The sequence below is a fragment of the Streptomyces sp. QH1-20 genome, from assembly GCF_041283565.1.
In the GTDB taxonomy this organism is placed as follows: Bacteria; Actinomycetota; Actinomycetes; order Streptomycetales; family Streptomycetaceae; genus Streptomyces; species Streptomyces syringius.
Map to the genome: position 1 here is coordinate 3,543,538 of NZ_CP166299.1, position 21,623 is coordinate 3,565,160.

At 71.4% G+C, this 21,623-nt stretch carries 19 protein-coding genes; 5 read left to right on the forward strand and 14 right to left on the reverse strand.

Features of this window, described 5'->3' with window-relative positions; translation table 11 throughout:
* Positions 1-4: 4 nt before the first annotated feature.
* Positions 5-1,189 (reverse strand): alanine racemase, encoded by a 1,185-nt coding sequence (alr, locus tag AB8O64_RS15805; protein ID WP_370419746.1) that lies wholly within the window; start codon positions 1,187-1,189, stop codon positions 5-7.
* An 87-nt stretch (positions 1,190-1,276) separates the two neighbouring features.
* Between alr and AB8O64_RS15810 the strand changes: the two genes are divergently transcribed.
* Positions 1,277-2,707, forward strand: a complete 1,431-nt coding sequence (locus AB8O64_RS15810; RefSeq protein WP_370419747.1) for an NAD(P)H-hydrate dehydratase — start codon at positions 1,277-1,279, stop codon at positions 2,705-2,707.
* Between the two features lie 4 nt (positions 2,708-2,711).
* Here the strand turns inward: AB8O64_RS15810 and AB8O64_RS15815 are convergent, their stop codons facing one another.
* The 5 genes from AB8O64_RS15815 to AB8O64_RS15835 all read right to left on the reverse strand — a co-directional run bounded on the left by AB8O64_RS15815 (position 2,712) and on the right by AB8O64_RS15835 (position 9,904).
* Positions 2,712-6,032 carry an NACHT domain-containing protein gene (locus AB8O64_RS15815; protein WP_370419748.1) on the reverse strand — a complete coding sequence of 1,107 codons (3,321 nt, stop codon included), beginning with the start codon at positions 6,030-6,032 and terminating at the stop codon, positions 2,712-2,714.
* An 82-nt stretch (positions 6,033-6,114) separates the two neighbouring features.
* Positions 6,115-7,002, reverse strand: coding sequence for an ATP-binding protein (locus AB8O64_RS15820; RefSeq protein ID WP_370419749.1), 888 nt, complete (start codon positions 7,000-7,002; stop codon positions 6,115-6,117).
* Positions 6,999-7,184 carry a hypothetical protein gene (locus AB8O64_RS15825; RefSeq protein WP_370419750.1) on the reverse strand — a complete coding sequence of 62 codons (186 nt, stop codon included), beginning with the start codon at positions 7,182-7,184 and terminating at the stop codon, positions 6,999-7,001. The genes AB8O64_RS15820 and AB8O64_RS15825 overlap by 4 nt, the downstream gene beginning before the upstream one ends.
* Before the next feature lie 140 nt (positions 7,185-7,324).
* The gene (locus AB8O64_RS15830) at positions 7,325-8,578 is read right to left on the reverse strand and encodes a helix-turn-helix domain-containing protein (protein ID WP_370419751.1); all 1,254 of its coding nucleotides are present in this window, start codon (positions 8,576-8,578) and stop codon (positions 7,325-7,327) included.
* A 141-nt stretch (positions 8,579-8,719) separates the two neighbouring features.
* The gene (locus tag AB8O64_RS15835) at positions 8,720-9,904 is read right to left on the reverse strand and encodes a helix-turn-helix domain-containing protein (protein ID WP_370419752.1); all 1,185 of its coding nucleotides are present in this window, start codon (positions 9,902-9,904) and stop codon (positions 8,720-8,722) included.
* Between the two features lie 211 nt (positions 9,905-10,115).
* On the opposite strand from AB8O64_RS15835, the gene AB8O64_RS15840 reads away from it, so the two are divergent.
* The gene (locus AB8O64_RS15840) at positions 10,116-10,289 is read left to right on the forward strand and encodes a hypothetical protein (protein ID WP_370419753.1); all 174 of its coding nucleotides are present in this window, start codon (positions 10,116-10,118) and stop codon (positions 10,287-10,289) included.
* Positions 10,290-10,370: 81 nt separating this feature from the next.
* Here AB8O64_RS15840 and AB8O64_RS15845 read toward each other — a convergent pair whose 3' ends face one another.
* From AB8O64_RS15845 to AB8O64_RS15855, 3 genes are read right to left on the reverse strand one after another with little or no spacing between them, the layout of a single operon-like run.
* Entirely contained in the window at positions 10,371-10,739 is a 369-nt protein-coding gene (locus AB8O64_RS15845) for a holo-ACP synthase (RefSeq protein ID WP_370419754.1), read from the reverse strand.
* Positions 10,736-12,583: a glutamine--fructose-6-phosphate transaminase (isomerizing) gene (gene glmS / locus AB8O64_RS15850; RefSeq protein ID WP_356449084.1), complete on the reverse strand. Its 1,848-nt coding sequence runs from the start codon at positions 12,581-12,583 to the stop codon at positions 10,736-10,738. Before glmS ends, AB8O64_RS15845 begins: the two co-directional genes overlap by 4 nt.
* 24 nt (positions 12,584-12,607) lie before the next feature.
* A complete protein-coding gene (locus AB8O64_RS15855) occupies positions 12,608-12,847 on the reverse strand; it encodes a hypothetical protein (protein ID WP_356449082.1) in 240 nt (79 codons plus the stop codon).
* Between the two features lie 285 nt (positions 12,848-13,132).
* On the opposite strand from AB8O64_RS15855, the gene coaA reads away from it, so the two are divergent.
* Positions 13,133-14,125 carry a type I pantothenate kinase gene (gene coaA, locus AB8O64_RS15860; protein WP_130879009.1) on the forward strand — a complete coding sequence of 331 codons (993 nt, stop codon included), beginning with the start codon at positions 13,133-13,135 and terminating at the stop codon, positions 14,123-14,125.
* Positions 14,126-14,136: 11 nt separating this feature from the next.
* Positions 14,137-15,072, forward strand: coding sequence for a DUF389 domain-containing protein (locus AB8O64_RS15865; protein WP_370419755.1), 936 nt, complete (start codon positions 14,137-14,139; stop codon positions 15,070-15,072).
* A gap of 75 nt (positions 15,073-15,147) precedes the next feature.
* Here AB8O64_RS15865 and glmM read toward each other — a convergent pair whose 3' ends face one another.
* The 4 genes from glmM to AB8O64_RS15885 all read right to left on the reverse strand — a co-directional run bounded on the left by glmM (position 15,148) and on the right by AB8O64_RS15885 (position 19,657).
* Positions 15,148-16,506, reverse strand: coding sequence for a phosphoglucosamine mutase (gene glmM / locus AB8O64_RS15870; protein ID WP_370419756.1), 1,359 nt, complete (start codon positions 16,504-16,506; stop codon positions 15,148-15,150).
* A gap of 179 nt (positions 16,507-16,685) precedes the next feature.
* Positions 16,686-17,198 (reverse strand): 30S ribosomal protein S9, encoded by a 513-nt coding sequence (rpsI, locus tag AB8O64_RS15875; RefSeq protein ID WP_130879006.1) that lies wholly within the window; start codon positions 17,196-17,198, stop codon positions 16,686-16,688.
* 44 nt (positions 17,199-17,242) lie between these two features.
* Positions 17,243-17,689 carry a 50S ribosomal protein L13 gene (rplM, locus tag AB8O64_RS15880; RefSeq protein ID WP_130879005.1) on the reverse strand — a complete coding sequence of 149 codons (447 nt, stop codon included), beginning with the start codon at positions 17,687-17,689 and terminating at the stop codon, positions 17,243-17,245.
* 348 nt (positions 17,690-18,037) lie between these two features.
* Positions 18,038-19,657, reverse strand: coding sequence for an ATP-binding cassette domain-containing protein (locus tag AB8O64_RS15885; RefSeq protein WP_356449076.1), 1,620 nt, complete (start codon positions 19,655-19,657; stop codon positions 18,038-18,040).
* A 54-nt stretch (positions 19,658-19,711) separates the two neighbouring features.
* On the opposite strand from AB8O64_RS15885, the gene AB8O64_RS15890 reads away from it, so the two are divergent.
* The gene (locus AB8O64_RS15890; protein WP_370419757.1) at positions 19,712-20,734 is read left to right on the forward strand and encodes a hypothetical protein; all 1,023 of its coding nucleotides are present in this window, start codon (positions 19,712-19,714) and stop codon (positions 20,732-20,734) included.
* Between the two features lie 22 nt (positions 20,735-20,756).
* Here the strand turns inward: AB8O64_RS15890 and AB8O64_RS15895 are convergent, their stop codons facing one another.
* On the reverse strand, positions 20,757-21,560 hold the full coding sequence (locus AB8O64_RS15895; RefSeq protein ID WP_370419758.1) for a hypothetical protein: 804 nt from the start codon (positions 21,558-21,560) through the stop codon (positions 20,757-20,759).
* Positions 21,561-21,623: the final 63 nt, after the last annotated feature.

Sequence of the window (21,623 nt, forward strand, 5' to 3'; positions counted from 1 at the left end):
TGTCCTAGCTGTGGTCCACGTCCTCGGCGATCTCCTGCGCGTTCCCGTTCTCACCGACATAGACGCGGGGCACCCGGTGGGAGATGCGTGTGACGACCTCATAGGCGATCGTGCCCGTGGCACGCGCCCAGTCCTCGGCGGTCGGCTCGCCCCGGTCGCCCGGGCCGAACAGCACCGCCTCGTCACCCACCTGGGCACTGTCGCCGCCCAGGTCCACGACGAACTGGTCCATGGCCACCCGGCCCGCGACCGTCCGCCACTTGCCCCCCACCAACACCGGCCCGGTGCCGGAGGCGGCCCGCGGAATGCCGTCGGCGTACCCGACGGGGACGAGAGCGAGGGTAGTGGGGCCGGGCGTCGTGTAGTGATGCCCGTACGAGACACCGTGACCGCCCGGCGCCCGCTTGACCGAGGCGAGGGAGGCGGACAGCGTCATCACGGGCTTGAGGCCGAAGTCCTCCGGCGTGCCGACCTCGGGGCTCGGGGAGACGCCGTAGACCGCGACACCGGTCCGCACGAGGTCGAAGTGGGTCTCGGGGAGCGTGAGCAGCGCCGGGGAATTGGCGATGTGCCGCACCTCGGGGGTGACCCCCTGGCGCTCGGCGTAGTCGAGGGCGTCCTTGAAGACCCGCAGCTGCGCCTGGATGGAGGGGTGGCCGGGCTCGTCCGCGCAGGCGAAGTGCGACCAGATGCCGGTGATCCGGATCAGGCCCTCGTCCTCGGCCCGGCGGGCCGCGAGCACCAGTTCCGGCCAGTCGTCGGGCTGGCAGCCGTTGCGGCCGAGCCCGGTGTCGATCTTCAGCTGCACCCGGGCCCGCAGGTCGCTCCCGCGCACGGCCGCCGACACTTCCTCCAGCGCCCACAGGCCGCTGACCGTGACGTCGATGTCGGCCTCGACGGCCTCCCGCCACGGCCCGCCCGGCGTCCACAGCCAGCACATCAGCCGCTCGGTGTCCCCCGCCTCCCGCAGCGCCAGCGCCTCCTGCGGCGTGGCCGTACCGAGCCACTCGGCCCCGGCCTGCCGCGCCGCACGCGCGCAGCGCACCGCGCCGTGGCCGTAGGCGTCCGCCTTGACCACGGCCATCAGCTGCGCCCGGGGCGCACGTGCCCGCAGCGTCGTCACGTTGGCCCGCAGGGCGGCCAGGTCGATCACGGCACGGGCGCGCATCGGCATCGGTGTCTCACTCATCCCCGTCAGTGTCTCAGGCCCCGGCGGGGCGGTGTCGAGGGTGTCATGTTCCGGGCGGGGCGAGGGGGCGGCCGCCACACTGAAGGCATGAGGACTGGCTACAGCGTCGAGACCGTACGGGCCGCCGAGCGCGCGCTCATGGCCGAACTGCCCGAGGGCGCCCTGATGCAGCGCGCGGCGGCGGGGCTCGCCGCCGCCTGCGCCGACCTGCTGGGGAAGGTGTACGGGGCCCGGGTGACCCTGCTGGTCGGCAGCGGGGACAACGGCGGCGACGCCCTCTACGCGGGCGCCCGGCTGGCCCGGCGCGGCGCCGGGGTCAGCGCGGTGCTGCTCGCCCCGGACCGCGCGCACCCGGGCGGCCTGGCGGCGCTGCGGGCGGCGGGCGGGCGGGTCGCCTCCGCCGAGGAGGGCGACCGCGTGGTCCGGCGCGCGGACCTCGTCGTCGACGGAATCGTCGGCATCGGCGGCAAGGGCGGCCTGCGCCCGGCGGCCGAATCCCTGGTCGCGGCGGCGGCCGGGGCCCTGGTGGTCGCCGTGGACCTGCCCAGCGGCGTCGACGCGGACACCGGCGAGGTGCGCGGCACGGCGGTCCGGGCGGACGCGACCGTCACCTTCGGCACGTACAAGCCGGGCCTGCTCATCGACCCGGCCCGGGAGCACGCGGGCGCCCTGCGCCTGGTCGACATCGGCCTCCGCCTGCCGGACGAGCCCGACGTGGAGGCGCTCCAGCACGCGGACGTCGCCGGGCTGCTGCCCAGCCCGTCGGCCGAGAGCGACAAATACCGCCGGGGCGTGGTGGGCGTGGTGGCCGGCTCGGACCGCTACCCGGGTGCGGCGGTCCTCTCCGTCGCGGGCGCCCTCCACGGCGGCGCGGGCGCGGTCCGCTACGTCGGCCCCGCGGCCGACGCGGTCATCGCCCGCTTCCCCGAGACCCTGGTCTCGGCGGGCCCCCCGTCGAAGGCCGGCCGGGTCCAGGCGTGGGTGGTCGGCCCGGGCCTGGGCGACGACGCCCGCGCCCGCCGCGCCGTCGACGACGTCCTGGCCTCGGACGTCCCGGTCCTCGTCGACGCGGACGGCCTGCACCTGGTCTCCGTCGACGCCCTGCGGGCCCGGTCCGCCGCGACCGTCCTCACCCCGCACGCCGGCGAGGCGGCGGCCCTGCTCGGCTGCTCCCGCGAGGACGTCGAGTCGTCCCGCCTGTCGTCGGCACGGGCCCTGGCGGAACGCTTCGGTGTGACGGCCCTGCTCAAGGGCTCGACGACGGTGGTGGCCTGCGCCTCGGGCACGGCGGTACGGGTGAACCCGACGGGGACACCGTGGCTGGCCACAGCGGGGAGCGGGGACGTGCTGTCGGGGCTGACGGGGTCCCTGCTGGCAGCGGGGCTGTCGGGGCGGGACGCGGCGTCGGTGGGCGCGTATCTGCACGGCTTGGCGGCCCGGTCGCTGGGCGCGGCACCGCTGACGGCGATGGGGGTGGCGGGGGCGTTGCCGGGGGTGTGGCGGGGGGTGTCGGGGTGAGGGTTCAGGGTGAGGGGCGGTAGAGAGCGCAGCCGCTCGGGAGCTGATCCTCGTTGCGGACCGGACCGGTGTGGTAGAGGTACAGACTCTCCAGGCTCAGGCCTTCCAGGAGGGACAGGTCGAGGGTTTCCTTGGCGGCGAACTCATGCGTGCTGATGGTCAGCGCCCGGGTGCCCGGGAAGACCTCCGGCAGATGCGCCAGTCCGGCCAGACCGATGACGCCGGCGAGGGCGAGGTCGGACACACGGGGCAGCGGCTCCCCGTGCCGCAGCGTGGTCAGGTCCGTCCTCCTGATGCCCAGCGTGCTGAGCCGGGGCAGCGTGGCCAGGGGCAAAGCCGACAGGGGAAGTTCGAGGTTGTTGAGGACCACCGCCGCGAGCCGGGGGTGCCGGCTCAACCCCACCAGGCGCAGGCCGGCCGCGCCACGTCCCAGCTCCAGGTATTTGAGCCGGGGCGGCAGCGGCAGCTCGCCGTCCGGCCCGTCGGGGGCACCCGGATCGGTGCACTCGAAGTCCAGTGACTCCAGCCGTTCCAGCCCGGCCACCGCCTCCAGGTCCGGGGGAAACCTGAACAAGGACAGTTCGAGGAGCCGAAGTGCTTCGCCGTTCAACGCCCCCAGGTGGGAAACGCCCTCGGACTCGGTGATGCGCAGCGAGCGCAGCGGCGGGCAGCCACGCAGCGAGCGCAGGTCGATGATCTCCTGACATCCGCGCAGCGAGAGGTCCCTGAGTGCCGGCGTGGCCACATCCGCCAGGTCTTCGGGGGCCGAGGGGCCCCGCCACTGCACCTCGGGCCGCCCGCCGAGCCTCTTGAGCACGGCCAAGTGCTTCTGGGACTTCGCGACGAACGCGAGCGAGGCCGTTGACTCGGCCTCGTACGAGAGCTTGCCGATCACCGCGTCCGCGTACTGCTCGGTGTCGAAGCGGTCCCACGCCCAGGCGAGCTGGGAGCGGACGTCCAGGGAGGGGTGGGTGGCGTACCGGGACAGCAGGGGGATGGCCCGGTCGTCCGCCACCAGGGTCGCCGCCACGACGACGGCGTGGGCCACCTCGTGGTCCAGCCCCTCGGGCCCCGGCAGCAGGTCCAGCACGACCCGTCCCGCCGTCGCCAGCACCTTGGCCGACTCCGGGTCGCGCGGAGGCACGAGCTCCGCGGCGGCCTTCTCGACCCGTGCCCGTACGTCGTACTCCAGCTCGGTGGCGTGTTCCAGACAGGCCGCGGCCAGCAGGTGCAGCCGGTAGCGGTGGGTTTCCTCACCGTCCCCGCGCTTGAGGAGCATGTCGAGCAGCTCGGCACGCGCGCGTGGCGGGGCGTGGCCGACGGCCATGCGCAGCACGTCCTCCCACTGGTCGTCGTGGGCGTGGTTGACGAGGACGTCGAAGTCCCAGTCGTCCACGGCGGCCTGGGCCCCCAGGTAGTCCTGGAACGTGCGGTGGATGAACTCCAGGGTCTCGCTGGTGGGCCGCCGCAACAGGCCGCTGCGCACGACGAGATGGCTCAGGATCTCCTCGGCGCTACCGCGCGCGGCGGCGGAGGGCATGGCGGGGAGCGCCCGTTCGAGGATCTCGACGGCCTTGTGCCATTCGATCTCGGACCGGCCGTTGCGGATCAGCCAGTAGGCGATCTTCTGCAACAGCGCCACCTGATGGGTGTGTTCGAGCTCCATCCCGTCCCGGCCCGCGACGATCTCGCGCTCGCGGTCCCGCCGTACGAGCAGCAGTTCCAGCGCGGCGCGGTACAGCTCCATCCGGCCGTGCGGCAGATATCCGCGGCGGGAGCGGTTGAGGGCGCAGATCAGTGCGCACATCAGCGGGTTGGTGGCCAGCCGCCCCAGATCGGGTTTGGCGACGACGGCCGTGGTGAGGGCGTCCCGGAAGACCCGCAACTGCGCGTTCTGCCCCGCTCCGGCGGCCGTGTGCCACCGGTCGATGAAGGCCGCGACGTCGCCCCGGCTCATCGGGAGCAGCTCCAGCTCGGTGAAGCCCGCGTCCGACAGCCAGCCCTCGCGCACCGCGGACGGTCTGGTCGTGATGACGTACCGCGCGTCGGGGTAGGCGGCCAGCAGGTCCTTGACCCAGGCCAGTGTGCGCCGGCGGTCGGCTTCGGGGACCTCGTCCACGCCGTCGATCAGCAGCAGCACACTGCCCTCGGTCAGCCTGCGGGTCACCCACCCCGCGGCGGCGGGAAGCCCGGCCAGCGGACGGGCGGCGGCGGCCAGGAACTCCTCGGGCTGCGGCAGCTCGCCCATCCTGATCAGCGATCGCAGGGGCAGGGTGAGCGGTACGCAGTCGCTCAGATGGCTCAGCCCCGGGGGCAGGTCGCCGCGTGCGCTGATCGTCGCGAGCCACTGGAGCAGCGTGGTCTTGCCCGAGCCGGCGGCGCCCCGCAGCAGCACCCGCTTCTGCCCGGCCAGCGCGTCCTCGGCCCGTCTCGGCGATGACCGTACGGTGGCGTCCCCGCGTCCACCCCCGCCCGGAACCCCGAAGCCCTCGGCGCTCGTGGAGCGCGGCACGCCGGTCAGTTCGAGGCTGAGGTAGGCGGCGTCGAGCGGCCATGTCTCGCCCTCGCCGTCGGAGAGGGTGAGGCCCACGATGGTCAGTTCGCCGACCTTGCCGATGATGTAGTCGCGGAGCCTCCGTTCGAACGCCTCGATCTCGAGTTGCCGGGTGGAGGTGAGGGGGCGCGTCTCCGGCTTGTGCCCCGCGCGAAGGCACTCGCTGAGGAAGTCGAAGTGCGACCAGAGCGTCGCCGAGGACGTCACCATCAGACGTCCGTGGTTCCAGCCCTTGGGGTCCGCGCACACCACCCCGGCGAGCAGCCCGTCCACGAAGACGGCGGCCCCGGACATGCCCGCCCACGGCGAGCCCCCGTCGGCGAGCGCCTCGGGAGCCCCGTGATCACTGTCGAGCACATGGCGACCGCTGAGGAGATTGCTGCCCGGCTTGAGCGACCCCACGACCTGCTCGGTGTCGAGCTCACCGTCCACGTCCCGTTGCACCTGCGGAAACCCGACGGCCTGGGCCCCCGGCAGGGCCCTCAGGTCCCGGGCCCGCCCCCATAGCAACGGCTCGAAGCCACCCGCCACGTCCTCGGTCACGAGGTCCCGCTCGGCGAGCAACAGGGCGGCATCGCACCGTCGCTTCTCGTCCCGCGCCCACACCACTTTGCACCGCACGGGCCCGACGCCTCCGGGCACGACGACCTGGGGCGCGGGCGCATCGCCCACCACGTGTGCGGCGGTCAGAACCAGCCTGGGCGTCAGCAGATAGCCACTCCCCTGGCTTCGGCCCAACACCGCCGCGATACGTTCCTCTGCCGGGTGCACAGCCGCCCTCCTCCGCCCGCCCACGCGCCGACCTGACGATACGCCAGGTGCGGGCCGGCGGGGCCGGGAGCGGTGGAAGGCGTCAGACCGTCGCGGCCGGGCCGGCCAGGACCTCCAGGTAGTGCCGGTTGTACATGACGCCGAGGATGTTCCCGAAGGGATCGACGACGGAGGCGGTGACGAACCCCTCGCCGCGTTCGATCGGCGGCTGGTACTCCTTGGCGCCCATGGACAACAGCTTCTCGACCGTCGCCTCCAAGTCGTCGACGTGCCAGTACATGAGCGCACCGGCCGGGCGGTCGGTCGCACCCTCGGGTGCGTAACGGCTGTCGATCAGGCCCAACTCGTGCTGGTAGTCGCCGATCCGGAACTCGGCATAACCCGGACGTTCGAAGTACGGCTCGGTATCCAGCAACTCGGTGTACCAGCGCTTTGCCGCCTCCAGATCGTCCGCCCAGAAGTTGAGGGTGGTGAGACCTCGCAACACGGTGCGCTCCCTTCGTTGACCAATAGCGTGAATGTAAAGGGCCAGTAGGACACTTTCCGTCCTACTGGCCCTCTCCTTCCTCACGCGCTCAACGCGACGCCCTCCCGCAGCTCGAACCACCTGCTTGCCGACCAGGTCGAGCCCGTCCCACACCCACGTGACGCCGGATGCGTGCGACAGCCGCCGTACGAGCATCAGCCCCCTGCCTCCTTCCTCGTCCGCGCGCGGCCGACGCGGCCAGGGCAGCCTGCGGAGATCGTCGTCCCGGACAGCCACCACGACGTGTTCCGCCCCGACGGTCACCTCCACGGCGAGCACGGGCACGCGCGCGTGCTGCACGACGTTCGTCACGGCGTCCGAGACGCAGACCCGGGCGTTGTCGATCAACGGACGCCGGTCGACGGCGACAAGGGCGGCGGAGACGAATTCCCTGGCCAGCCGGGCGGAGGTCGGCACGGCGGGGGCGACGAGCCGGTAGGTCATCGGGTCGCCTCGGCGTGGTGGGCGGGACGGCGGACGATATCGAAGCCGTGGGCTGTCGCCCAGAGGGCGTAGGGGCTAGCCGCCGGAGGGGTGAGCGGGGGCGGTGGCGTGTCACGGGCAGTGGTACGGCGGGGGAACAGGGCTCTCGCCCGTGCGGCCATCCGGTGGATAAGGTCGGTCATGTCGACGCTCCTACGTGGCGTTGGCCATGCCCCCGGACCGTTCGCACCGGTCGCGGGGGTCCTTCTGACCCAACAAGCCTGCCGACGCGCGACGAAGGGGAGTTGCACCGATCGGTGCAACTCCCGCTCCCCAGGATCTGCTAGATGCCCACCCACTCAGCGAAGTGGGACAAGGTGCCCCGGCTCTGCCGCTCACGCTTCCGGAGTTGCACGACCGTCTCCCGCACCTGCGGGTGGTACCGCGTCTGTTGCGGCGCCACGCGCTGGGCGTCCAGGAGACTTCGGAACGCCGCGTCGTCCCGCCCGGTCCACAGGTGCGACCGGGCCAGGTCGATGTGCACCTGGCCGGCCCTCATCGGGGGCCACCCCGTGGGGATGCACAGGGAGTCACCCACGCGCACCGCCTTTGCGTGCTCGTTCTGGTCGGCCAGAGCGGCAATCCGGTGCGCCGCCACATTGGTCGGTCCGAACACATACCAGTGCACGCCCCGCGCCCGGAACCCGATTCTGTCCGTGGGCCGCTCCTCGGGCGGGTCGTCTCCAAGCCAGCGATGAGGCGTGACGTCCCCTGTCAGCCGTGCGTACCGTTCGGCCTCGTCAAGATGCCCGGATGCCGCGTCGGCGCTGCCTCGACGCACCTCAAGGAGCGCGGCGGCGAGATGCATCTGGCCCGTCGCGGCATCCCGCTCCGCCCCGGCCGGGGCGTCCTCCATATAGCGCAGGCTGACCCCGTGCAACCGCTTGCCGGTGTCGAACTCCCCCGAACGCAGGCAGGCGATGGCGTGCATCCATTTCGCCATGGCCGAGAGCGCTGGATCCTGCGCACGCTCGCACGCGTATTCAGCGCGGCTCGCAGCGACAAGGGAGAGATCGTGGAACCCGAACTTCGCTGCGATGTTGAACGCCACACGGTCAAGGCCCGCCAGCAGCGCCCACGCCGCAGGATGGCCTGACGCGTGCGCGACCGCTATGGCTTCTGCCATCACTGCGGGGAGATCAACCGCCGCTGCTTTGAGGTCCGTTCGGTGAACGAGAAGGCTGATGCGGTCCCGTTCATCGGCAAGTTGGTCCAGCGGGCGAGGCCGCGCGTCCGGATCAAGCCCGAGGTTGTGCAGGTTCAGAGCCTCACGGATGGGCTGTATCAACAGGTCGAGCTGGTCCGTGCGCAACTTGTCGATGTAGGGCTGCCCCAGGAGGTCTGCGGGCATCACGCCCAGGGCCCGCGCGCACGCGGCGACAAGCTCGGGCGAGGCCGGCCGCTGGCCGCATTCGACTTTCGAGAGGATGGACTTGGAGAGATGGGCCCGCATTGCAAGCCCTTGTTGAGTGAGTCCCCGGTCCGCACGCCGTTCCGCGATCCGTGCGCCGATGAACTTGTCAATCTCGTCAGCCATACTGGCTCCGTTCTGACTCGACACCAGAACGGTACTCCCGCCCGGTAGCGGGGGAACGCCGTACGGCCCCCGCGGAAGCGGGGGCCGTACGCCTTGATAGCCAGCCACCTCGATGGCAGCCATGGACCACGCTGCGCGTGGTCACATTCCCAGCCAAGCTCCATAGCTGCTGAAGGCGACCGGCAACCTGCGCCTGGCCGACTCCAGCCCTGCGTACGTCTCCCGAACCGTCGGCTCGTATCGCGTCTGCTGGGGCGCCAGCTTGCGCGCCATCTGCAGGTTCTTGAATGCCGCGTCCGTGCTCCCCATCCACAACAGGGCCTGCGCCACCTCGGTGTAGTGATGTGCCAGCCGGGACGGGGGCCAGCCCTCGGGAATCATCGTCTCCTGGGCAGTGCGCACGGCCTCCGGATGCCTACCGAGCTCGGCGAGCACACTCACGCGGTGAATACCCACATTGGTCGGACCGAACGAAAGCCAGTGGACCTCTTCCGCATGCCCCGTCCGCTCAGCGATGCGCTGCGCCTCGTCGAGGTGTGCGCCTGCCTTGCTCTCGTCCCCGTCCCGGCCGGCCAGCACGGCCGACCCCAAGTGCAGTTGCCCTGTCGCGACGTCGCGGACCCTGCCCTCCTCCGCCTGCTCCAGGGCAGACAGGCTCAGGCGGACCAGCCGCTCCCCGGTCCGGCAGTCACCCGCCCGTAGATAGGCCACCGCCCTGAGGTACTGGCGAATCCCGCCCAGAATCGGATCCGAGGCCCGCTCGACGGCCCAGCCCATCCGGTCCAGTGCGACCATCCCCAGGTCGGGGTAGCTGAGCTTGGTGGTCACGTCATACGCGGTGCGGTAGGTGCTGGCGAGCAGCTGCCAGCTTCGGTCGCTCCGCGCGGTGTGGGCCGTCGTGGTGGCCTCGCGGATCAGGTCGGGAAGGTCGGCTGCGACCTGCTTGATGTTCGTGGCCCGAACCAGTGCGCACAGCTTTTCGGCGTGCGCCTCCAGCTCATGGATCGGCCGCGGGAACACATCCGGATCCGGGCCGAGGTCGTACACATTCAGCGCCTCACGGATCGGCTGGATCAATCCGTCCAGCTGATCCTTGCGCAATTCCTCAAGGTACGGCTGCCCGGTCAATTCCGTGACGGGAACGGAAAGGGCGCGGGCGAGAGAACCGATCACTGAAGGGCTGGCGGGCAGTACGCCCTGCTCAACCTTGGTGATGGTGCTGTACGAAACATGGGAGAGGTCAGCGAGTTCGCGCTGCGTCAGCCGACGCACCTTGCGTGCTTGCGCGATGCGCGTACCGGTGTGCTCGTCAATGTACGGGGGCATGGGGAGCTCCGTTCTGACTCGGCACCTGGACGGTACCCCTGTCCCGTCGCGTGGGAACGACGAACGGCCCTGCCCCGCAGGGCCGTTCGCCTCCTCAGGCCACAGGCATCAGCGGCCGGCGCGAACAGGCATCGGTCCCGCTCCCGACACGGCCCCGCCTTTCGGATAGTCGCCGCACCAGGCCCCACGGCAAGGCGATAGCTTGCCTCGCTTGGCCAAGGTGCAAGTGGACCCCGAGGCGCTCCGCGCCTCCTTCCTCGCAGCCGCGCAGGAAGTCCTGGACGGCTACGTTGACCTCATCGACGCGGTCGAGGCCGAAGAAACCCGAATCGACCGCTGCGTCGACTGCCGCAGTGCTGCGCGGCTGGAGCAACTGAGCCGGTAGCCGCCCCCGCAAGGAGGCGGAGGCGGGCTTACACGCCTCGCGGCAGCGGGCCACCGTGGGGGCCGCAACCGCCCCCACCCCCTACCCCTCCGCGATCACCACCGCCGACGCCACCCCCGCGTCGTGGCTCAGCGAGATGTGCCAGGAGCGCACGCCCAGTGCCTCCGCGCACGCGGCCACCGTGCCCGTGACCGTCAGGCTCGGGCGGCCGCTGTCCGCCGTGGTGACTTCCGCGTCCGTCCAGAGCAGGCCCGCCGGGGCGCCGAGGGCCTTGGCGAGGGCTTCCTTCGCGGCGAAGCGGGCTGCCAGGGAGGCGATGCCGCGGCGTTCGCCGGTCGGGAGGTACAGCTCGGCCTCCAGGAACAGGCGCCCGGCGAGGCTCGGCGTGCGCCTGAGGGCCGCGTCGAAGCGTTCGATCTCGGCTACGTCGATACCGACGCCGATGATCATTCGACCGTCACCGACTTGGCCAGGTTGCGCGGCTGGTCGACCTCGTTGCCGCGGGCCGTGGCCAGCTCGCAGGCGAAGACCTGCAAAGGGACCGTCGCGACCAGCGGTTGCAGCAGCACCGGCGTGGCCGGGATCTCGATGAGGTGGTCGGCGTACGGGCGTACCGCCTCGTCGCCGCGCTCGGCGATGACGATCGTCCGGGCGCCCCGGGCCCTGATCTCCTGGATGTTCGAGACGATCTTGTCGTGGAGGACCGACCGGCCGCGGGGGGACGGAACGACCACGACCACCGGCAGGTCGTCCTCGATCAGGGCGATCGGGCCGTGCTTCAGCTCGCCCGCCGCGAAGCCCTCGGCGTGCATGTAGGCGAGCTCCTTGAGCTTCAGGGCGCCTTCCAGGGCGACCGGGTAGCCGACGTGCCGGCCGAGGAAGAGGACCGTGTTCTTGTCGGCCAGGGAGCGGGCCAGCTCACGGACCGGCTCCATGGTCTCCAGGACCTCCTCCACCTGGGTGGCGATGGCCGACAGCTCGTGGACGACGGAGACGATCTCGTCGCCCCACTTGGTGCCGCGCACCTGGCCCAGGTAGAGGGCGACGAGGTAGCAGGCCACCAGCTGGGTCAGGAACGCCTTCGTGGACGCGACGGCGACTTCCGGGCCCGCGTGGGTGTAGAGCACGGCGTCGGACTCGCGGGGGATCGTCGAGCCGTTCGTGTTGCAGATCGCCAGGACCTTCGCGCCCTGTTCCCGCGCGTGCCGCAGGGCCATCAGGGTGTCCATCGTCTCGCCGGACTGGCTGATGGCGATCACCAGCGTGCGCTGGTCGAGGATCGGGTCGCGGTAGCGGAACTCGCTCGCCAGCTCCGTCTCGCACGGGACGCGCGTCCAGTGCTCGATGGCGTACTTGGCGATCATGCCCGCGTGGTAGGCCGTGCCGCACGCCACGATGACGACCTTGTCGACCTCGCGCAGCACGGACGCGGGGATGCGGACCTCGTCCAGCAGCAGCGCGCCGGACGCGTCGATCCGGCCCAGCAGCGTGTCCGCGACCGCCTTCGGCTGCTCGGCGATCTCCTTGAGCATGAAGTAGTCGTAGCCGCCCTTCTCGGCGGCGGAGGCGTCCCAGTCCACGTGGTACGTCCGGACGTCCGCGGGGGCGCCGTCGAAGTCCGTGACGGTCACGCCGTCCCGGCGCAGCTCCACGACCTGGTCCTGGCCGAGCTCGATCGCCTCGCGGGTGTGGGCGATGAAGGCCGCGACGTCGGAGGCGAGGAAGTGCTCGCCGTCGCCGACGCCCACGACCAGGGGCGAGTTGCGGCGGGCGCCGACGACCACGTCCGGGTCGTCCGCGTGCACCGCGACGAGCGTGAAGGCACCCTCCAGGCGGCGGCACACCTGCCGCATGGACTCGGCGAGGTCGCCGCAGGAGGAGAAGGCCTCGGCGAGCAGGTGGGCGACGACCTCGGTGTCGGTCTCGGAGCCCAGGGTGTGGCCGCGCTCGGCCAGCTCGGCGCGGAGTCCGGCGAAGTTCTCGATGATGCCGTTGTGGACCACCGCGACGCGCCCGGCGTTGTCCAGGTGCGGGTGGGCGTTGGCGTCGGTGGGGCCGCCATGGGTGGCCCACCGGGTGTGGCCGATGCCGGTCGGGCCGGACGGCAGCGGCCGCTCGGCCAGCTCCTTCTCCAGATTGGCGAGCTTGCCCGCCTTCTTCGCGGCGGCCAGACCGCCGTCGGCCAGCACCGCGACCCCGGCCGAGTCATAGCCGCGGTACTCCAGGCGCTTCAGGCCCGCCAATACGACGTCGAGGGCGCACTGCCCTCCCACATAGCCAACGATTCCGCACATGGAGTGCAGCGTAAGGCCCAGGGCTCAACGGCCGCGGTCGATCCGGTCGATGGCTTCCTGGACGAGTTCGAGGTACTCGACCTCCTCGCAGCGCGGCTTGCTGCCCAGCTCGTAGACGGCCAGGCAGTCCTCCAGGTCCTGGCCGAGGTCCTCGTCCGGCAGCTCGTCGGTCAGTTCGCTCTTCACCTGGTCGGCGAAGGCGGCGGTCCGGTCGGCGCAGCCGTGGCGGCCGTGCCGGCGGCGCAGGGCTCTGAGAGCGAACACGGTGTCCCTCTGAGGGTGGGGGGCTCCGGGGGCAGTGGGGCGTCCGGAGTGGCTGGAACGTAGCTCCGACCCGCCGGTAGGTACAGGGAACGAGGCCGAACGTCACCCGCTTGTGTCCCACAATCCCGCTCTCACACCCCCATAAACCCCACGAAGAACACCCGAATCCCACACCCGGACACACGTCCGGATACACACCCGGCGCATGCCCGGATGTAACCGCCAGTACGCGCTCCAAGGAGCCCCCGAAGTGAGCCCCGCCCGCCACCCGCGCAGAATGGGCCCGTGCCGACCACCACAGAGCAGCCGCAGCAACGACGCCGCGCCGACTCCTCCCCGTACGTGGATCTGACCCGTGCGGAGTGGAGCGCCCTGCGCGAGAACACCCCGCTGCCGCTGACCGCCGAGGAGGTCGAGCGGCTGCGCGGGCTCGGCGACGTCATCGACCTGGACGAGGTCCGGGACGTCTACCTCCCGCTCTCCCGGCTGCTCAACCTCTACGTCGGAGCGACCAGCGAGCTGCGCGGCGCCCTGAACACCTTCCTGGGCGATGTGGGCGGCGGCCACGGCTCACAGCCGGGCACGCCCTTCGTCATAGGCGTCGCGGGCAGCGTCGCGGTCGGCAAGTCGACCACCGCCCGACTGCTCCAGGCGCTGCTGGCCCGCTGGCCCGAGCACCCGCGCGTCGAGCTGGTCACCACGGACGGCTTCCTGCTGCCCAACGCCGAGCTGCAGCGGCGCGGTCTGATGTCCCGCAAGGGCTTCCCCGAGTCGTACGACCGGCGCGCCCTGACCCGCTTCGTGGCGGACGTGAAGGCAGGCAAGGCGGAGGTGACCGCCCCGGTCTACTCCCACCTGATCTACGACATCGTGCCCGACGAGCGGCTGACCGTGCACCGCCCGGACATCCTGATCATCGAGGGCCTCAACGTCCTCCAGCCGGCGCTGCCCGGCAGCGACGGCCGCACCCGCGTCGGGCTGGCCGACTTCTTCGACTTCAGCGTCTACGTGGACGCGCGGGCCGATGACATCGAGCGCTGGTACTACGAGCGCTTCCGGAAGCTGCGCGCGACGGCCTTCCAGGACCCCGACTCCTACTTCCGCAGGTACACCCAGGTCTCCGAGGAGGAGGCCCTGGACTACGCCCGGCGGAACTGGCGCACCATCAACAAGCCCAATCTGCTGGAGAATGTGGCTCCCACCCGGGGGCGGTCGAATCTGATCCTGCGCAAGGGGCCCGACCACAAGGTGCAGCGGCTCTCCCTGCGGAAACTCTAGAAAAGACACTCATGCTGCATCTGCGGATGATCACCCCGCCCGACCGCACCGACGAGATCGTCGAGCTGCTGGAGCGGACCATCGGCGTCACCCATGTGGCCGTACTCGCCAGGGCGGCACGTCATCCGCAGGGCGACATCGTGCTGTGCGACGTGGCCCGCGAGGCGGCCGACGGGCTGCTGGAGCGGCTGCGGGCGACCGGGCTGCCGGACGTCGGCTCGATCTCGGTCGACGACGTGGGGCTGATGCTTTCCCGGCGCGCCGAGGAGGCCGAGGAGGAGGCGCCCGGCGACGGCGCGGACGCGGTGGTCTGGGAGTCGCTGGTCGACGAGACGCACGAGGAGTCGACGCTCAGCGTCACCTTCCTGGTGTTCCTGACCGTCGCGACGATGCTCGCCGCCTGCGGCGTGATCATGGACAGCGCGATCCTGATCGTGGGCGCGATGGCGGTCGGCCCGGAGTTCGGCCCGCTGGCCGGGCTCTGCACGGCGATCGTCCGCCGGGCGCCCCGCCTGGCCTGGCGCTCGATGCTGGCGCTGCTGGTGGGCTTCCCCGTGGCGATGGCGCTGACCGGCGGCTTCAGCCTGCTGATGGACTGGGTGGGGCTCTTCCACGAGGCGAAGTTCCTCGCGGACCGCCCGCAGACCTCGTTCATCTGGCAGCCGGACGCCTTCTCCTTCGTCGTGGCGTTCCTGGCCGGCATCGCCGGAATACTGTCGCTGACCTCGGCGAAGTCGGGCGCGCTGATCGGCGTGGCCATCTCGGTCACGACCGTGCCCGCGGCAGCCAACGCCGCGGTCGCCCTGTCCTACGGCGACTGGTCGGAGACCCGCGGCTCGGCGGTGCAGCTGGCGCTGAACCTGCTGGGGATCATCGTGGCGGGGACGCTGACGCTGGTCGCTCAGCGGTTGTTCTGGGCGAACCAGCGACGGCGCTCCGCGGCATGAAAGCGCCGGACGGGCTGATTTGCAGCCCGTCCGGCGCTTGAGGACCGGGGTCCGGGGCAGAGCCCCGGGTACCTGCTAACCCAAAGCCGACTTGACCACGTCGGCCAGGTTCTGAGCCACCTTCCGCGCCTGCTCGATGTCCGCGGCCTCGACCATGACCCGCACCAGCGGCTCCGTGCCGGACGAACGCAGCAGCACCCGGCCCGTGGCACCCAGCTCGCGCTCGGCGTCGTTGACGGCGGCGGCCAGCTCGGGCGAGGAGCCCACGCGGGACTTGTCGACGTCGCGGACGTTGATCAGGATCTGCGGCAGTCGCTCCATGACCCCGGCCAGCTCCGCCAGCGAGCGGCCCGTGGCGGCGACCCGGGCGGCCAGCATCAGGCCGGTCAGGGTGCCGTCACCGGTGGTGGCGTGGTCGAGGACGATGACATGGCCGGACTGCTCGCCGCCCAGGGCGAAGCCGTTCGCCTTCATCTCCTCCAGGACGTACCGGTCGCCGACCGAGGTCTGGACGAGGTCGACGCCCTCGCGCTCCATGGCCAGCTTGAAGCCCAGGTTGGACATGACGGTGGCGACCACGGTGTTCTTCCGCAGCATGCCGGCCTCGCGCATGGCGAGGGCGAGCACGGCGAGGATCTGGTCGCCGTCGACCTCCGCGCCGGACGCGTCGACCGCGAGGCAGCGGTCGGCGTCACCGTCGTGGGCCACGCCCAGGTCGGCGCCGTGCTCGACGACGGCGGCGCGCAGCTTGCCCAGGTGCGTGGAGCCGCACTCGTGGTTGATGTTGAGGCCGTCGGGGTCGGTGCCGATGGTGATCACCTCGGCGCCGGCGCGCGCGAAGGCCTCGGGGGAGACGCGGGAGGCGGCACCGTGGGCGCCGTCGATGACGACCTTGAGGCCGTCCAGGCGGTTGGGCAGCACGCCGATCAGGTGCGCGACGTAGTTGTCGAAGCCCTGGTCGTATTCGCGGACGCGGCCGACGCCGGCACCGGTGGGGCGGTCCCAGGGCTCACCGGAGGCGTGCGCGCGGTAGGTCCGCTCGATGCGGTCCTCCAGCTCGTCGGCGAGCTTGTGACCGCCGCGGGCGAAGAACTTGATGCCGTTGTCGGGCATGGCGTTGTGGCTGGCGGAGAGCATCACGCCGAGGTCGGCGCCGAGCGCGCCGGTCAGATAGGCGACGGCCGGCGTGGGCAGCACGCCCACCCGCAGGACGTCGACGCCCGCGCTGGCGAGCCCGGCCACCACGGCGGCCTCCAGGAACTCCCCGGACGCGCGCGGATCACGGCCGACCACGGCCACCGGCCGATGGCCTTCGAACGTGCCCGCCTCGGCGAGCACATGCGCCGCGGCGACCGACAGGCCGAGCGCCAGCTCCGCCGTCAGGTCGGCGTTGGCGACACCGCGCACACCGTCCGTACCGAAGAGTCGTCCCACTGGTGTCCTCCGTAAAAACGCGGGTGGGGGGAGGGGGTGTCGCCCCCGCAGATGAGGTGTCGGGTCCGGGACCGGGGCATTGCATCCAGGTATACGCCCCGGGCCGCCGATAGCCGAACGCCCCGGCGGCACGGATCGTGCCGCCGGGGCGTTCGAGCAGAAGCAGCGAAGCCGCTTGTTTAGCGCTTGCTGTACTGCGGAGCCTTGCGGGCCTTCTTGAGACCGGCCTTCTTGCGCTCGACCGCACGGTCGTCGCGCGAGAGGAAGCCGGCCTTCTTCAGCGGGCCGCGGTTGTTGTCCACGTCCGCCTCGTTGAGCGCACGGGCCACGCCGAGGCGCAGGGCGCCGGCCTGGCCGGACACGCCGCCACCCGAGATGCGGGCGATGACGTCGTAGCGGTCGTCGAGCTCGAGCACCTTGAAGGGCTCGTTGACTTCCTGCTGGTGCACCTTGTTGGGGAAGTAGTCCTCAAGGGTGCGACCGTTGATCTTCCACTTGCCGGTGCCCGGAACGATCCGGACGCGGGCGATGGCGTTCTTGCGACGGCCCAGGCCGGCGGCCGGCTGCGGGTCGCCGAAGCGGGACGCGAGGGACTCGCTGGTGTACTCGGTCTCCTCGGACTCGAAGGTCGCGTCGCCCGCGAACTCCTCGGTGATGTCCTCGATGGGCGTCTCGGCGGTGGTCTCAGCCACGATTCTCCTCAGATGCTTTCTGTCTGGTTCGGCGGTGGCCGGGACTAGCCCTGCTTGACCTGGGTGATCTCGAACGGAACCGGCTGCTGCGCGGCGTGCGGGTGCTCGCTGCCCGAGTACACCTTCAGCTTCGAGAGCATCTGACGGCCGAGGGAGTTCTTGGGAACCATGCCCTTGATGGCCTTCTCGACGGCCTTCTCGGGGTTCTTGTCGAGCAGCTCGTCGTAACGAACCGAACGCAGACCGCCCGGGAAGCCAGAGTGGCGGTAGGCCATCTTCTGGGTCTTCTTGTTGCCGGACAGGTGAACCTTGTCGGCGTTGATGATGATGACGAAGTCACCCATGTCCATGTGCGGCGCGTACACGGGCTTGTGCTTGCCGCGGAGGAGGTTGGCGGCCTGAGTGGCCAGACGACCCAGGACAACGTCCTGCGCGTCAATGATGTGCCACTGGCGCTGGACATCGCCGGGCTTGGGGCTGAACGTACGCACGGTCGTAGCCTTCGCTTCGTGTGTGAGTGGGTCCTGACAAGGCCACCCGGACGATCACGACAGCCTTGGCCGCACCCGGGGACGCAACCCGAGTACCTGCCGCTGGTCATCGGCCCGGTGGACAAGCGTAAGGGCCCCTCGCGTGAGAACGACCAAGCCAATACGCATAACGAACTGGCAGACTACCGTCCGGCCCCCATCCGGGTCAAAACATGCCCCCGGTGGCTTGCGCCGTGCGGTGCCCGCACGCTAGTGCCCGCCTTCCTGTACCGGGGCTCCGTCCCGGACCCCGGTCCTCAAGCGCCGGACGGGCTGGTTTCGCGGCCCGTCCGGCGATCGAGGGCGCGGCTAGCGCTTGCGCGCCACGCGCCCCTCGTCCCACACCGGCTCCGAGACCTCGCGGACCACCCCGTCCGCCCCGAAGACCAGGAAGCGGTCGAAGGAGCGGGCGAACCAGCGGTCGTGCGTGACGGAGAGCACGGTGCCGTCGTAGGACTCCAGGCCCTCCTGGAGGGCCTCCGCGCTCTCCAGGTCGAGGTTGTCGGTCGGCTCGTCCAGGAGCAGGGCCGTGGTGCCGGACAGCTCCAGCAGCAGGATCTGGAAGCGGGCCTGCTGGCCGCCGGAGAGCCGTTCGAATTGCTGGTCGCCCTGCTTCTCCAGCTCGTACCGGCGCAGCACGGACATCGCGGCGCCGCGATCCTTGGCGTTCTCCGTCCACAGGATGTCGACCAGCGTGCGGCCGAGCAGCTCGGGGTGGGCGTGGGTCTGGGCGAAGTGGCCGGCCACGACCCGGGCGCCCAGCTTCCAGGTGCCGGTGTGCTGCACGTGCTCCCCGGCCAGCAGCCGCAGGAAGTGCGACTTGCCGGAGCCGTTCGAACCGAGGACCGCGACCCGCTCGCCGTAGAAGATCTCCAGGTCGAACGGCTTCATGAGGCCGGTCAGCTCCAGCTGCTCGCAGGTCACCGCGCGCACGCCGGTGCGGCCGCCGCGCAGCCGCATCCGGATGTCCTGCTCGCGCGGCGGCTCCGGCGGGGGCCCCGCCTCCTCGAACTTCCGCAGCCGGGTCTGCGCGGCGGCGTAGCGGGAGGCCAGCTCATGGCTGATGGAGGCGGCCTGGCGGAGGCTGAGCACCAGCTTCTTCAGCTGCGCGTGCTTCTCGTCCCAGCGCCGGCGCAGCTCCTCGAAGCGCGCGAAGCGCTCCTTGCGGGCCTCGTGGTACGTGCCGAAGCCCCCGCCGTGCACCCATACGTCCGACCCGGCCGGGCCCGGCTCGACGCTGATGATCTTCTCGGCGGAGCGGGCCAGCAGCTCCCGGTCGTGGCTGACGAAGAGCACGGTCTTCTTCGTCTCGCGCAGCTTCTCCTCCAGCCAGCGCTTGCCGGGCACGTCCAGATAGTTGTCCGGCTCGTCCAGCAGCAGCACCTCGTCGCTGCCGCGCAGCAGCGACTCCAGCACCAGCCGCTTCTGCTCGCCGCCGGAGAGGGTGCGCACCTGGCGCCACTGCGCCTGGTCGTAGGGGACGCCGAGGGCGGCCATGGTGCACATGTCCCAGGTGGTCTCGGCCTCGTAGCCCCGCACCTCGGCCCAGTCGGAGAGGGCCTGGGCGTAGGCCATCTGCGCGGCCTCGTCGTCACGCGTCATGATCGCGTGCTCGGCCTCGTCGACGGCCGCCGCGGCCTTCCGGATGCTCGGCCCGGCCACGGACACCAGCAGGTCACGCACGGTCCGCTCGTCCCGCACGGACCCCACGAACTGCGGCATCACACCCAGTCCGCCGGTGACCGTCACCGATCCGCCGTGCGGCTGCAGCTCGCCCGCGATCAGCCGCAGCAGCGTGGTCTTGCCCGCGCCGTTCGCCCCGACGAGGGCGACCGCCGCGCCTTCCCCGACCCGGAACGACACATCTCCGAGCAGCACCCTGCCGTCCGGAAGGTAGTACTCCAGATGTCCCGCTTCCACATGTCCCATGCCCGAATTCTCGCCGCTCCCGGGGCGGCGACCAACCGGTTTACGATGCACGCCATGAGCTTTGGGCAGGGAGGGCCGCACGAGGCCCCCGGGGGATCTCAGCCGCCGACTCCTGGATGGGGTCCGCCGCCGCCGAACTTCACACCGGATCCGCAGGGGCCACCGGGCGGACAGCTGCCGCCGGGCGGGCAGATACCGAACCCCTACGGCGCGCCGCCCCCGCTCGGGGATCCGTCGACGCCGGACTGGGCGGCGCTCGCCGCCACCACGGAGGCCCGCGGGCGGCGCCGCAAGTGGCTGCTGCTCGGCGGTGGGGTGCTGGCCGCCGGCGCGGTGGCCGGGATCGTGGCGACGGCCGTGGCGAGCTCCGGCAAGGAGTCGGGCAAGAAGCCGCAGTCCGCCGGGAAGGTCCCCGGCGCCGGATCCTCGCCAGAGCCGTCGTTCTCGCCCGTGGCGCCGCCGCCCCCGCCCAATCCGCGGGAGTTCATCGCCAGCGCGGAGAAGGACAAGGCGCCGCTCACCACGAAGTCGCTCTTCCCGCACTCCAAGCCGTCGCTCAACAAGCGCACGTACAAGAAGGTGGCCACCGACACCACCAGCGACTGCGCCTCCGCCGCCCAGGGCGGGCTGGGCTCCGTGCTCAGCGACAACGGCTGCCGCAAGGTGCTGCGCGCCACCTACGTCCGGGACGGGGTCGCCGTCACCGTCGGTGTCGCCGTCTTCGACACCAAGGAAGCGGCCGACAAGGCGAAGTCGCAGTCCACCGGCAACATCGCCGCACTGCCCGACGACGACGGCCCGAGCTTCTGCAAGGGCACCGCCTGCCGGCTGACGGCCAACGCCGAGGGCCGCTACGCGTACTTCACCGTCGCCGGGTACACCAGCGGCAAGGCCGTCGACTCGGACGACACCAAGGCGCGCACCGCCGGGCGGGACGTGTCGGGCTACACCTTCCGGCGCATCATGGCCCGCGCCAACGCCCAGGCCGCGGCCTCGGTGAAGTCGCCGTCGCCGAAGTCGTCCAAGTCGGCCAAGTCCGGATCAGGCGACTCGGGCGACTCGAACAAGAGCGCCTGACGCGGGCGCCCTTTCCCGCGCCCTACTCGACGCTGTCCCCCGCCTCGCCGCCCTCCGGCGCCACGAGGGTGGAGGGCGAGGGCGGCGCGGTGGGCACCCGCTCCGCGTTCGCCAGCTTTTCGATCTTCCCGACCTGCGCCTCCACCAGCTCCCGGGGGATCTCCACGCCCTCCGGGTCGGACAGGCTCGTCGCGAAGAACAGCGAGAGATTGCTGCCGGTCCGTACGACGGTGACGAGGCTGGGTGCCTTCTCCGCCGCGTTGGCCAGGCGGTAGGCGACCGCCTCGTCCCCCAGGGACGGCGGCTCCAGCGTCTCGACCGCCTTGAAGGTCTGCTGCTCGCCCTCCCCGGTCGTCATCCCGAAGCCGTCCGCGCAGGCTGCGGCGGCCAGGCGCAGCTGCTTGAGCGTGGCGGCGGCGCCGTCCCGGTCGTAGGCCGAGACGCGGATCGTGCCCAGCAGGCCGTCGAAGTGGTGGCCGTCGCCCGCCTTGGCGAAGGTGTTGACCACCGAGGCGGCGGGGGCGGGCTGCGGTCTGGAGCCGAGGAGGGCCACCAGCGGCCGGCAGGGCGCGCTGTCCGTCCTGGGCCTGCCGTGCCCGGCCGTCCCTATCGACGCGCGCTCGATCTGGAAGCCGGGGACCTCTTTCGGCCCGAGCTCGGCGTGTCGGAGCTGGTCGGTGCTGAGCACCCGCCCGGTGTCCCGCCGGTCCCCGTTGGCCTCTTTGTCGTCGACGCGGTCGGGCGCGCCGGCGGTGCACCCGGCCGTCAGGGCCAGTGCCGACAGGACTGCCACCGCGGCCACGGAGGCCGCCACCTTCGCTTTCACGTCACCCAGCCTCCCAGCGCCCGCCGGGCCCACGACGACGCCACGCCCGGTGCTCGATTACCC